The sequence below is a fragment of the Pseudomonadota bacterium genome (assembly GCA_023229365.1).
In the GTDB taxonomy this organism is placed as follows: domain Bacteria; phylum Myxococcota_A; class Polyangia; order JAAYKL01; family JAAYKL01; genus JALNZK01.
This window is the reverse complement of sequence record JALNZK010000028.1, coordinates 20947-33290: the sequence shown is the minus strand read 5'-3', so window position 1 is coordinate 33290 and position 12344 is coordinate 20947. Positions and strand designations below refer to the sequence as shown.

11 protein-coding genes are annotated in these 12344 nt (G+C 70.3%); 8 read left to right on the top strand and 3 right to left on the bottom strand.

The window, feature by feature from the left end; genetic code table 11:
• Nucleotides 1-62 precede the first annotated feature (62 nt).
• Together M0R80_14005 and M0R80_14000 are read left to right on the top strand one after the other, a co-directional pair.
• Nucleotides 63-1247 carry an SPFH domain-containing protein gene (locus tag M0R80_14005; protein MCK9460748.1) on the top strand — a complete coding sequence of 395 codons (1185 nt, stop codon included), beginning with the start codon at nucleotides 63-65 and terminating at the stop codon, nucleotides 1245-1247.
• 38 nt (nucleotides 1248-1285) lie between these two features.
• The gene (locus tag M0R80_14000; protein MCK9460747.1) at nucleotides 1286-3031 is read left to right on the top strand and encodes a GAF domain-containing protein; all 1746 of its coding nucleotides are present in this window, start codon (nucleotides 1286-1288) and stop codon (nucleotides 3029-3031) included.
• 6 nt (nucleotides 3032-3037) lie between these two features.
• Here the strand turns inward: M0R80_14000 and M0R80_13995 are convergent, their stop codons facing one another.
• Nucleotides 3038-3406, bottom strand: a complete 369-nt coding sequence (locus M0R80_13995; GenBank protein ID MCK9460746.1) for a TraR/DksA C4-type zinc finger protein — start codon at nucleotides 3404-3406, stop codon at nucleotides 3038-3040.
• 125 nt (nucleotides 3407-3531) lie between these two features.
• Between M0R80_13995 and M0R80_13990 the strand changes: the two genes are divergently transcribed.
• The 3 genes from M0R80_13990 (at nucleotide 3532) to M0R80_13980 (ending at nucleotide 5788) form a co-directional block, all read left to right on the top strand.
• On the top strand, nucleotides 3532-4581 hold the full coding sequence (locus tag M0R80_13990; GenBank protein ID MCK9460745.1) for a hypothetical protein: 1050 nt from the start codon (nucleotides 3532-3534) through the stop codon (nucleotides 4579-4581).
• Nucleotides 4582-4683: 102 nt separating this feature from the next.
• Entirely contained in the window at nucleotides 4684-5079 is a 396-nt protein-coding gene (locus M0R80_13985; GenBank protein MCK9460744.1) for a PilZ domain-containing protein, read from the top strand.
• The gene (locus M0R80_13980) at nucleotides 5063-5788 is read left to right on the top strand and encodes a hypothetical protein (GenBank protein MCK9460743.1); all 726 of its coding nucleotides are present in this window, start codon (nucleotides 5063-5065) and stop codon (nucleotides 5786-5788) included. Before M0R80_13985 ends, M0R80_13980 begins: the two co-directional genes overlap by 17 nt.
• A gap of 6 nt (nucleotides 5789-5794) precedes the next feature.
• Here the strand turns inward: M0R80_13980 and M0R80_13975 are convergent, their stop codons facing one another.
• The gene (locus tag M0R80_13975) at nucleotides 5795-6271 is read right to left on the bottom strand and encodes a phosphoribosyltransferase domain-containing protein (protein ID MCK9460742.1); all 477 of its coding nucleotides are present in this window, start codon (nucleotides 6269-6271) and stop codon (nucleotides 5795-5797) included.
• A gap of 79 nt (nucleotides 6272-6350) precedes the next feature.
• Here M0R80_13975 and M0R80_13970 point away from each other — a divergent pair, with 79 nt between their 5' ends.
• From M0R80_13970 to M0R80_13960, 3 genes are all read left to right on the top strand, one after another.
• Nucleotides 6351-8690: a transglycosylase domain-containing protein gene (locus tag M0R80_13970; GenBank protein MCK9460741.1), complete on the top strand. Its 2340-nt coding sequence runs from the start codon at nucleotides 6351-6353 to the stop codon at nucleotides 8688-8690.
• 27 nt (nucleotides 8691-8717) lie between these two features.
• A complete protein-coding gene (locus M0R80_13965) occupies nucleotides 8718-9086 on the top strand; it encodes a hypothetical protein (protein MCK9460740.1) in 369 nt (122 codons plus the stop codon).
• Nucleotides 9087-9215: 129 nt separating this feature from the next.
• Nucleotides 9216-10148: a transposase gene (locus M0R80_13960; protein MCK9460739.1), complete on the top strand. Its 933-nt coding sequence runs from the start codon at nucleotides 9216-9218 to the stop codon at nucleotides 10146-10148.
• A gap of 778 nt (nucleotides 10149-10926) precedes the next feature.
• Here the strand turns inward: M0R80_13960 and M0R80_13955 are convergent.
• Nucleotides 10927-12294, bottom strand: a complete 1368-nt coding sequence (locus tag M0R80_13955; GenBank protein MCK9460738.1) for a cyclic nucleotide-binding domain-containing protein — start codon at nucleotides 12292-12294, stop codon at nucleotides 10927-10929.
• Between the last annotated feature and the right edge of the window lie 50 nt (nucleotides 12295-12344).

Genomic DNA, 12344 nt, shown 5'->3' with positions numbered 1-12344 from the left:
CCGCCTCGGGAGAGAATGCGGCGCGCCGCTCGCGCGCCCGACGAGGTCGAGAGGAGTCGAAGATGGGTCTCATCAATTTCATCAAGAAGGGCGTCCAGGAGCTGATGATCGCGCGGCCGGACACGGCCAAGGGGTTCGCGCTCTACAAGCACCCGGACCAGACGATCCCGAAGTTCTCGCAGCTCACCGTGGACTCGGACGAGGTGGCGATCTTCTTCAAGGACGGAAAGGTCGTCGGCAAGCTGCCGCCTGGCCGCCACACGCTCGACACGTCGAACATCCCGTTCCTGTCGAACCTCGTCGACTCGTTCACGGGCGGCAACGTGCTCATCTCCGAGGTGTTCTTCGTCTCCACGCGCCTCTTCCCGAGCATCAAGTTCGGCGGCCGCATCGGCTCGGTCGAGGATCCGAAGTCCGGGGTGCCGGTCGAGACGATGGTCCACGGCGAGTTCTCGATCCAGATCGTCGATCCCGAGACGCTGATCATCGGCCTCGTCGGCATGGCGCAGACCGACAACGAGTCGTTCTTCTCGTGGTTCAAGCAGCAGGTGCTCAAGGTGATCCGGGATCAGACCGCGGAGCTGATCGTCAAGCAGAAGTGGCCGCTGCTCGACGTCGTGTCCGGCGCCTACACCGAGGAGATCGAGGCGACGGTGCTCGCCGGGGTCAAGAAGTACGTCGAGCAGTACGGCGTGCGCGTGCCCCAGCTCGGCAACTTCGTGCTCGGCATCAAGGACGAGGACGAGAAGAACCTCAAGAAGCTGTACACCGACGCGGCGTACGTCCGCATGGCGGGCGGCATGCAGGGGTTCCAGCAGTTCGCGGCCGGCAAGGCGATGCTCGGCGCGGGCGAGGGGATGGCGCAGGGCGGCGGCGAGGGCGGCGGCGGCGGCGCGCTGCTCGGCGGCGCCGGGCTCGGCGTCGGCTTCGGCATGGCCGGGATGTTCCAGCAGCAGGCGATGGGGGCGCAGCAGCAGCAGATGCCGCCGCAGGGCCAGCCCGGGTTCCCCCAGGGCGGGGGCCAACCCGGCGCGCCGGGCGGCCTGCAGGGCGCTCCCACTCCGGCCGGACAGGCGACGGCGGGCGCGGGCGTGACCTGCCCCGGCTGCGGCAAGGTCGTCGCGCCCGGCAAGTTCTGCGCCGAGTGCGGCAAGCCGATGGCGACCGGCCCGAAGTTCTGCAGCAAGTGCGGCGCCAAGCTCGCCGACGGCGCCAAGTTCTGCCCCGAGTGCGGCCAGAAGACCTGAGCCCGAAGCGGCCCGACCGATAGTCTGGGGGTGTCCGGATGACCGAGCCCGACGCGCCCGATCCCGCGCGGCGCCTGCAGCGGGCGGAGCAGCAGCTCCGCGTGCTCCGCGACGTCGCCCTCGCCCTCGAATCGACGATGAGCTTCGACGAGGTGCTCACCCTCGCGGTCGAGCGCATCACGCTGCTCATGTCCGCCGAGCGGTCGACGCTGTTCCTCCTCGAGGCCGACGGCGCGCTCGTGTCGCGCGTCATCGTGGGCGAGGGCGTCGACGAGATCCGCCTTGCCGAAGGGCAGGGGATCGCGGGCTGGGTGGCGCGCCACGGCGTCCCGGCGATCGTGCCGGACGTGAAGCGCGACGCGCGGTTCGATCCGAAGTGGGACGCGCGGACCGGCTTCGAGACGCGCAGCGTCGCCTGCCACCCGGTCACCGGGCGGCACGGGAGGCCGATCGGCGTCGCCGAGGTGCTCAACCGATCCGGCGGCGGGGCGTTCGACGAGGGCGATCTCGAGTCGCTCGGCCTCCTCTGCGGCCAGCTCGCGCTCACGATCGAGAACTCGCGGATGCTCGTCGATCTCGTCGCCAAGAACCGCGCGATCACCGCGGCCAAGCTGGAGCTCGAGCGCCGGTGCCGGGATCTGGCGCTGCTCCTCGATCTCGAGCGGCTCGCCGCGCGCGCCGAGGACGTGAACGCCCTTGCGTCCGTGGTCTTGAGCCGGGTGAACGAGCTCGTCGGCTCGCGCACCGCGGTGCTCCACCTCGTGGACGAGGCCGGCTCCACGAGCCGCGCCATGACGGTCGGGCACACGCGCTGCCGCATCCTGCGCGTCGAGCTGGGCAGCGGGTTCTCGGGCTGGGTGGCGGCCAAGGGGAGGGAGGCGCTCGTCAACTCGCCGGAGGGCGACCCCCGCTTCCAGGAGGCGATCGTGCGCCGGATCGGCGACCCGCTCGAGAGCCTCGCCGCGGTGCCGCTGCTGTTCGGCGAGGATCAGCGGAGCCACGGGTCGCTCCTCGCCGCCAACAAGCCGGGCGGCTTCGTCGAGGGCGATCTCGGCATGCTCCGGCTCGTCGCGGCGCTGCTCACCCAGGCGGTGGAGCAGCTTAGGGATCGGATCTCGCGCGAGCGGGAGCGCCGCCTGGCGACGGTCGGGCGCCTGCTCGCCGGCGTGCTCCACGACCTCAAGTCGCCGATGACGGTTGTCTCCGGCTACGCCGAGATGCTCGCGGCCAAGACGGCCGATCCGGAGAGCGCGGACTACCTCGTGCAGATCAACAAGGCGCTGGAGCGCATCGCGCACATGGCCGGCGAGATCATCGCGTTCTCCAAGGGCGAGCGCGAGGTGCTCCCGCACCCGTGCGCGGTCGGGCCGTTCATCGAGGCGTTCGTGAAGCAGATCCAGCCGCAGGTCGACGCCGCGGGCGTGCGCCTCACGTGCTGCCTGCGGACCGCCGGCGTCGTCCGCTTCGACGAGGAGAAGATGACGCGCGCGTTCCACAACGTGGTGAACAACGCGGTCGAGGCGATGTCGTCGGGCGGCGAGCTGACGGTGGAGGTCTACAGGGCCGGAGCCGACGTCGTGTTCGGCTTCACGGACACCGGCCCCGGCATCCCCGAGGAGATCCAGGGCACGGTGTTCGAGTCGTTCGTCACGAGCGGCAAGGAGAACGGCACCGGGCTCGGCCTCGCGGTGGCGCGGGAGATCGTCGAGGCGCACGCGGGGCGGATCTCCTTCACGACCGTGAAGGGGAGGGGGACGACGTTCCTGATAAACGTTCCGGTCTAGGGCGGGTCACTCGTCGCCGAACTGGGACTCCTCGCGCTCCTGCTCCTCCTTGCACTTGATGCACAAGTTGGTCTCCGGGCGGGCCTCGAGGCGTTTCGTGTGGATCTCCTCTCCACACTCCTCGCACACGCCGAACGTCCCGTCGTTGAGCTTCTTGAGCGCCTTGTCGATTTTCGACAGGAACGTGCGCTCCCGTCCGCGCAGGCGGAACTGGAACGACTGGAGGTACTCGCTCGACGCGAGATCCATCTCGTCCGCCAGATCGGCCTGATCGAGAGTCATCTCCGAATCGAGCGTCTGTCGCGCGTTGACGAGCAGCCTCATCCGCTTCTCGAGCAGTATCCTCTCGAACTTGTCCCGCTCTTTTTTCTTCATGACCACGGCGCCTCCGAACTCCACGGGGAAAGAGGAACTTATTGTCGGGAGCGGGGTTCTGTCAAGATTCCCGGCCAAGGTAGGTCGTTTTTCATGCCCTGCGCCGTCTGCTATCATCCCGTGCCATGTCCCCGGCAAGAGCAGCGTCGCGCGCCGTTTTCGCGGTCGCCCTGGTCACGCTGGCCGCGTGCCGCGGCGCCGACGAGGACGTCCCGCGGCCCTCACAGGCCGTCGCGAGGCCCGCCCCAGCGGCGGCGGCACCGGGCGCGCCGGGCGCGGGCCGGGCAGGGGACGAGGCGCGGGCGGGCGCTTCCGACGCGGGCGCCGGGGAGGACGCGGCGGCGCTCGTCGAGAGGCTCGTGGCGTCCCCCTTGAAAGGCGCCCTGCCGCTCTCGTCGCGCTCGCTCTCGGTCAAGGTGGCGCTCGAGTCGGGCGATCGCGCCGTGTGGAAGCCGCTGCGAAAGACGAACCGGACGGCGCGGTACGAGGTCGCGTTCTATAGGATCGCGCCGCTCGTCGGCGCCGAGAGGACGCCCGCGGCCGCGCTCCGCCGCCTGCCGCTCGCCCGGCTCGTCGGGTTGCTCGAGGTGAGCCACCCGGAGTCGGCGCAGGCGCTCCGGGACGAGGCGCTCGCGGGCGCGGACGGGAACGTCGGCGGCGCGATCATCGAGTGGATCTCCGCGCTCGGCCCGCAAAGGTTCCAGGGGGAGACCGGCTGGCGGCAGCTCGCCGCGTGGATCGGGCCGGACGGACCCTCGCCCGGTGAGGAGCCGACGGTCGTCGCCGCGTCGCGGATGGTCGTCGCCGACTACGTCCTCGGCAACTGGGACAGGTTCTCGGGCGGCAACCTCTTCGCCGAAGAGGGCGGCGGTGGGCTGTGGCTCGTCGACAACAACGGCTCGTTCGCGCGCTGGTCGGATCGGCAGCGGGCGCGCATGGACGGACAGCTCGCCGCGTGCGCGAGGTTCTCCGCGTCCCAACTCGAGCGGCTCAAGGCGCTCACGGCGGGTGCCGTCCGGGCCGCCCTGGCGGGCGAGGAGGCGCGGGGCGTCGTCGACAGGGTGCTGACCGACGAAGAGATCGCCTTGCTCCTCGAGCGCCGGGACGCCGTGCTCCGCCGCGTGCAGGACGAGGTCGGCAGGCGCGGGGCGCAGGCGGTTGTCGTCTTCCCATGATTTGGATTAAGTTAAAGATTACAAACAGATAATAAATCGATTTCGGGGATCACCCGAGACATTTTTTTGACGCCGCCTGTAGGCCGTGGAATAGTCGTCCACATGGCACAGCCGCGCGGCGCCCCGATCCAGGACGAGACGCTCTCCCGCAGGCGGAGGCTCGCGCGACGCTCCGAAGGGCTGGGCGATGCGGTCGTCGAGGTGGTCGACGAGCACGGACAGGCCGTTCCGTACGACTGCTTCGATCTGAGCGCCGTGGGGATGTACCTGCACTCCGATCTGCTGCTCACTGAGGGGGAACGGCTCGCGATGCGCATCACCCTCCCGGGGGGCGTGCGCCCGGTGTCGGTCCGGGGCGAGGTCGTGCGCGCGGAGATCGGGGACGGCCTGCGCCGCTCCGGGATGGGCGTCGCCTTCCGCAACCTCTCGGACGAGGCGCGCGAGGAGCTGCGCGGGTACGTGGCCCGGAGGTTCATGCGGCATGCCGCAGCGCGGTGACACGGGCCCGGATCCGAAGGAGCGCCGCGCCGCGATCGCCAAGATGTTCGCGCACGACTTCCGCAACCCGATCTCGGCGCTGTCCGCCAACGTGAGCTACCTGCAGGCCGAGCTGACGGACGTGCCTCCGAACGTCCGCGGCGCGGTGGACGACTGCGCGCTCTCGCTCGGGATGCTGCGCCACCTCGTCGACAACTTCGTCCTCATCGCGCGGCTCGAGGCCGGGGAGCACCTCGAGGCCGGCCCGCTGCCGCTGCGGCAGTTCGTGAGCTCGGTGCTCTCCGCGAGCCGGCAGCTCGTCTCGATGTCCGAGGTGGATCTGGTGCTCGAGGGCGAGGTGCCGGACGAGATCTGCGCCTTCGAGCTCCCCTACGCGACGCTCGTCCTCAAGAACCTGCTCGTCGCGGCCGCGGCGCACGCCGTCGGCGCCGGCGGCCGGGTGACGCTCCGCGTGACCTCCGGCGGCGGGCGCGCGCGGTTCTCGGTGTGCGACACCGGGCCCGTCGTGGACGCGCTGCAGCGGGACGCGCTGCTCACCCTCGACCTCCAGCTGCGGGCGAAGTCGCAGCCGGGGCTGCGCTATGCGCGCGGCTTCGGGCTGTACGCCGCCGGGCTCGGCGCCGCGTTCCTCGGCGGCGGGACCTCCGCGGGGGTCCGGGACGGGCTCTTCGAGATCGTCGCCGCCATCCCGCTGGAGCGCGGCGCCTAGCGCCCCTCACCAGAGCGCGCGATCCGTGATCCAGGCGTCGAGGAGCCGCCGCGAACGTCGGCCGCACCGGATCGCCGCGACGAACAGCGACGAGCGCCCGAGGCCGCGGCGCCCGAGCGCCTCGATCGCCGCCTCGAGCGTTCGGCCGGAGCTCGCCGAGTCGTCGACCAGGACGGCGCGCCCGATGCGCGGCAGGCGTTCTATCGACCCGTCGGAGAAGCGCGGGGCAAAGCTCCGGTAGGAGATCTCCTTGAGCGGCCAGAGGCCCAGCCGCAGCGGCGCGGGGAGGCGGGCGAGGCGGCGGCTCCACCCGTAGCGGAGGTCGAGGCCGTGCATCGGCACGCCGAGAGCCTCGGCCATGGCGCGGGCGACTGCGGCACCGCCCTCGAGGATGCCGAGCACCGCCTCCGGCGCGAACGGCTCGGCCCGCGCGGCGAGCTCGATCCCGGCGGCGCGCGCCCTGTCTTGGCCCGAGATGCGCACGACCCATCCTACGCAGCGGGGGCTGACGCGACAACCTTCGCGTTGAATTTACGGTGGAGACGTGGGACACTCCGCCCGCATGGGATTGAAGCGTTGGATTCTGGCCCTCTCCATCCCTGTCGTCGTGCTCGGGCTGCTCGTCGCCCTCTTTTTCCAGATCGGGACCGATGAGCGCATCATCGATTTCGTCATCCCGAAGGTCGAGGATCGGCTCGGCGTAAAGATTGAATATGAGGACGTTTCCGTCGGCTTGACGGCGGTCGTTTTCGATCGCGTCTCCGTGCTGGCCGTCGAAGACGGCGCCCCGTTCGCCCGCATCGGCGAGCTCTCGGTCAACGTCCGGGTCGGTCCTCTCCTGATAGGGGACGTCGACATCACCGGCTTGCGGTGCGACTCGCTCGATCTGCTGCTCGGCGAGGGCTTGGGCGCCTCGGCGCAGCAGTGGCGGCGCCTGCTCGACGAGCTGGGGGGCGCGCGCGGCGGCGGCGGCGCTGAGGAACCGGCGCACGGCAAAGTGGAGATCCACGTCGTGTCCGGCTCGGCGCGCGCGGCGCTCGAGGGGTTCACGGCGTCCGTCGGCGGCTTCTCCGGGAGGCTCTCCGACGGCGGCGAGGCGGTGCTCCAGGTCGACGGCCTCTCGGTCTCGCGCGGCGCGGCGCGGTTGCTCTCCTCCGAGAACAACGAGATCCGCTACAAACCCGACGGGCGGCGCGTCTCGATCGCGTTCGAGAAGCCGCGGGCCACGGTACCCATCGACAGGAAGCAGCTCGCGGAGATCCTCGGGGGAGCCCGGCGGAGCTTCGAGGCGCTCGGCGCGTCGCTCGGCGGTTTCGCGGCGGACGGGGAGCGGGAGGCCGAGCCCGACCCGGCGGCGGCGAGAGGGGAGGCGCTGTCGATCCGCGTCCTCGTCAACGACGGCTCGGCGGAGCTCGTGGCCGCGGGGGGCGGGGAGAACGTCGTCGTCGAGAAGATCTCGGCCGAGCTGCTCGCCGCGCACCGGGAGCTCGCGACCTGCCGCGCGACCGGCAACCTGCCCGGGACCGACGCGCGATGGGGGGTGAGCGTCGCGTGGCCGGAGGGGCGCCCCCTCGTGCTCGACGTGGAGATCCCCGATCTCCCGCTGCGCGACGTCGGGCCGCTGTTCTACCCCGCCCGCCACGTCGAGTACGAGCGGGCCTTCGCCGACGGGACGCTGCACCTCGAGATCGACGGGAGGCGGCTCGGGATCTCGGGGCAGGCGTCGCTCTCCGGGCTCGGGATGCGGCACGAGCGGCTGGACGACGAGCCGATCGCCGATCTGGACGCCAGCTTCGACTTCAAGGCGACCTACGACCGGGGCGCGCGGGAGCTCCGCCTCGAGCGCGTCCTGGTGTCGCGCGGCCAGTCGCGGGTCACGTTCCGCGGGCTCGTGCGCCTCGACCGGCTCGCGTTCGATCTCTCCGCCCACGTGCCGCCCACGCCGTGCCGCCAGCTGCTCGCCGCGATCCCGCCCGAGCTGCGGCGCGAGGTGGACGGCGTGCAGCTCGACGGGACGATCGCGCTCGACGCGCGGCTCGCGGTCGACGAGGGCAAGCCGGCGGACACGGTGCTCGACGTCGCGCTCGACAACCTCTGCCGGATCGCCGACTTCGGGCCGCTGCCGTACCCCGACGACTTCCGCAGGCCGTTCGCCTACACCGGGTACGCGCCGGACGGCGCGCCGCTCAGGCTGGTCAGCGGCCCCGGAACGGAGAGGTGGGCCAACTTCGCCATGATCTCGCCGTACGTCGTCGAGGCCGCGCTGACCACCGAGGACGGCAAGTTCATGGGCCACAAGGGCGTCACGCTGCCGGAGATCCAGCGCGCCATCGAGCTGAACCTCGAGAAGGGGAGGCTGTCCCACGGCGCCAGCACGATCACGATGCAGCTCGCCAAGAACCTCTTCCTCGCCCGCGATCGCACGGTGAGCCGCAAGCTCGAGGAGCTGTTCTTCACGTGGTACCTCGAGTCTTACTTCCGCAAGGAGGAGATACTCGAGCTGTACCTCAACGTCATCGAGTTCGGACCGTCGATCTACGGAATCGCGGACGCGGCGCGCCACTACTTCGGGCGCGAGCCACACGAGCTCAACCTCGCCGAGTCGGTGTTCCTCGTGAAGCTGCTCCCGAGCCCGGTCGCGCGCCATGACGCGTACGAGCACGGCGTGGTCTCGGAGCGGCGGATGAACGCGCTGCGCAAGGTGATGCGGACCATGTTCGAGCGCAACCGCATCTCGGGGGCCGAGCTCGAGCTGGGCTTCTCCGAGACGATCGACTTCCACCTGGACGGGGAGCCGCTGCCCGAGCCGCGGATGCAGGTGCCGCGGGGCGCGCCGGAGCTGACCCCGGACGACGGGCAGACCGCCGAGGACGAGTCGTCCGAGACCGACTGGGGCTTCTGAGGGCCGCGGGCCGCGCGCGGGACAGGCATGCCGATCCTACGAGCACGATCCCATCGCGCCCTCGCCGTGCAGGAGCGATCGCGCGCCGCAGACGCGGCAGACCGGGAGGCGGCCGCCCTGGCGTCGATCGAAGCCGAGATCGCCGTCGCGCAGCAGGATCTGTCCGCGCTCTCGGCGCCAGCCCGCGCGCCCCGCGCCGCGTCGGGCCGTGCCGCGCTCCTCGAGGCAGGCGCGCTCGATCGCGAGGCGCGGCTGGCGAGATCTCGCGAGCTCGCGGATCGGCTGGCCCGGTTGGAATTGGATCGAGGGGCCGCCCGCCGCGACCTGGACGCGGCGAAGGAGGCGCTCGCGCTGGCGATCCGGAAGGTGGAGAGGCTTTCGACGCAAGGGAGCTGATGCGCTGCCCCGAAGCTCGTTCCGTATCGGCTGAGCGCGGCGGTCTCCACGGCACGCCTGCGAATCTTAGTCAAAGGGGTCAATCCATTACATTTGACAATTTGGCCCCGGCCCCGTAAAGGATGGTACATGCCGAGAACAGCCCGCGACGACTTCCCCGGAGCCTGGCACCACGTGATGCACCGAGCGGCGAGGCGCAAGGTGATCTTCCGCGCCGACCCCGACTTCGTCCTGTTCCTTGATCTGCTGGGCGAGACGGTGCGGCGCTTCCGAGTCGAGGTTCACGCATACGCGCTCATGTCGAATCACTACCATCTGCTCGTGCGCTCGCTCGAGGGCAATCTGTCGCGTGCGATGCGGCACCTGAACGGCGTTTTCACCCAGAAGCTGAACGCTGCGAATGGCTGGGATGGTCCGGTTTTTCGCGGGCGTTTCACCAGCAGGCCGATCCACGACGAGACGTATCTGCGCTACGTGCTCGCTTACATCCACTTGAATCCGCTCAAAGCCAACTTGGTGACGCGGCTCGACTCGGACGGCGCCTGGACGAGCCACCGAGCGTACCTCCGGAAGGAGACGACCCCATGGTGGCTCACCACGGGAGATCTGCTCGATCGCTTCGGCGGGGCCGGGGCGCTGCACGAGGCGGCTCTCGCCCTGCATCGGGGCAAGGAGGGCTGGCCCGACGAGGGGTTCGACGCGGAGACCGGATTCCCGACGGCGGGAACGTTCACGCGCGCCGAGCGTCCGCACGCCGCGCGACGGAAGCGAATTGGGCGCGACGACAAGGCGGCGCTCGTCTCGGCGATCTGTGAGGTCACCGGCGTGTCGCCGGCGCGGTTGCGGAAGGGCATTCGCGGAGTTCATGGGAACCCCGAGCGCCGGTTCGCGGTCTGGGCGCTCGCGCGGACGACGTCGCTGACGCAAGGCGAGATAGGCGCGCTGCTCGGGATGTCGGCCTCGCATGTCGCGAGAGATCTCGCTCGGTCGCGAGCGGCGATCGCCGGGTTCGACGCCTGGGTCGAAGCGTGGCAGGAAAAATTGTCAATTGTAATGGATTGACCCCACGGCGACGACCCCACGGCGACCCCACGGCGGCTCTCGGCCGCGCCGACCGGACGAGCGTGTAGAACGCGCTCTTCGCCCCCGCGTACCCCTCGAGCCGCGCCCGGCGGAAGAGCTCCACCGAAAGCAGCCCCGGCTCCTCGCCGACGAGGCGCGTCACGAAGTCCCGGTACGCCTCCGCCTTCGACGGCCGCCCGATGCTTCGCCGCTCCCGCTCCAGCGCGTCATCGACGTGATCGACGGGAGGCTCCTTCTCCACCCGCCGCACCTCGCGATCCGACACCCCGCTGAGCCGCGCCACCTCTTCCTGCGCGTGCCCCGCCCTTCGCAGTACCTGAATCTCGTGCCTCTTGAGCATGCCGATCATCCGTTCCCTCGCTGCTGGTCGACCCAGCAACGAGTCTGTCAGCCCGAGCCTCAACCCGGGACCGGACAGAATTTCCGGAACGGAACCGGCCAGAATTTCCGGAACTCACACCTGCTCCATCGACGTGAGCGAGAAGGGACTCGTTCTCTCGAAGAGCTGCGGTTGCAGTGCTGACTAGTACACTTGGTCTCAAGTTCGTTCCGGAATAGCGCAGCAGCCGTTCCGCCGTCCTGAGAAACGAGCGAAGCGAGTGTCTCGAAGGGCGGCGTGTCGGTTACCCAGGCAGGCCGCACCCCCTTCGACTGGCTCAGGACGACGCTTCGAGTCGCCTCGATCGGACGTCGGCTGCCTCAGGAACGCGGCCTTTCCTCTCCGGCGAAATACAGAACCAACTTCGGGACGGCAGCACTAGATGAACACGATGTCGTCTTCGTCGAGCTCGCCGTCTTCGACCGACTCGATGAAGTCGTCGTCGATGACGCGGTTCTGCATGAGCTTGAAGTCCGTGTCCTCGATCCGCGCCTGCGAGAGCCGCGCGAAGTGCACGAGCAGCTCGGGCACCGCCTCGACGAGCGGGTAGAACAGCTCCCGCGCCATGAACAGGAGCGTCGCCGGCGTCGTGGTCTGCACCGTCGCCGTGGCCGGCGTCTCCTGCACGAGGGAGATCTCGCCCGCCACGTCGCCCGGGCCGAGCGTCGCCACGCTGACGTAGCGCTCGCCGTCCCACTTCCGCACCTCGGCCTTGCCCTGGAGGATGACGTAGAGGCCGTTTCCCGGCTTGCCCTGCTCGATGAACTGCGTGCCGCGCGGCACCTCGTGCCCGGTGAAGCGCGCGAGGAGCTGCTTGCGCGACGTCTCGTCGAACGGCTGGAACAAGGGGTTCGTGGCGAGGAGGTTCGAGATCAGCCGCTCCCGCGTGAACCGGCCCATGGCGCCCGCGACGTTCGGCATCCGCGCCGCGACCTGCTCGACGCGCTCGCGCTTCAGCTCGAGGACATCGACCGGACCGTCGCAGATCACCGACGCGCCGCGCGGATCCGAGCTCAGGAGCGCCATCTCGCCGAACAGGGAGCCCGGGCCGAGCCGCGCGAGGTTGTGCTCCTCCTCTTCGCCGGACGCGCCCGCCCCGCGGCGCACGACCCGCACCTCGCCGCGCGCCACGAAGTAGACGGCGTCGCCGGGGGTGCCCTGGCGGCAGATCGCGTGGCCGTCGCCGCAGCGCACGAGATCGAGCAGGCCGACCAGCTCGACGAAGGCGCCGCGCTCGAGCGTCGAGAAGATCGCGATGGGCGGCACGAGCGGCGGGTAGTTGCGGATGTTCTCGGTGTACGCCGCCATGTTGGCGAGCCCGGCCGCCACCTCGGCCTCGGGCATCGCGTAGTCGAGATCGATGTCGTCGCGCACCGCGGCGCTCAGGTCCGCCGGCGCCGGCTTGACGCTGCGGCCGAGCGACTGCGAGCCGACGCAGTACTTCTCGGCGACGGCCGCCACGAGGGGCCCCACGTCGACCCCGAGGCTGGCGAGCTGCTTGACGGCGACCAGCGCCCGCAGCGGGTTGCCCGACCGCGTGTCGTGCTGGGCCGCCGCGAGGTAGACGGCCCGCGCCTGCGAGGTCATCTTCTTCGCCGCGAAGGCGTCCGCGACCTCGAGGCGGAGGTCGAAGTCCAGCGGCGCGCCCTCGAGGACCAGCCTGTAGACCTTGAGCGCTTCCACGAAGCGCCCGGCGGCGATCCTGTCCTGGGCCTCGGTCTTCAGATCGAGCAGCGTTCGCGGCATGGCGACCTCCATTCGTCGTCGAAGAGGACCCATGATACGCCATCGGCCGG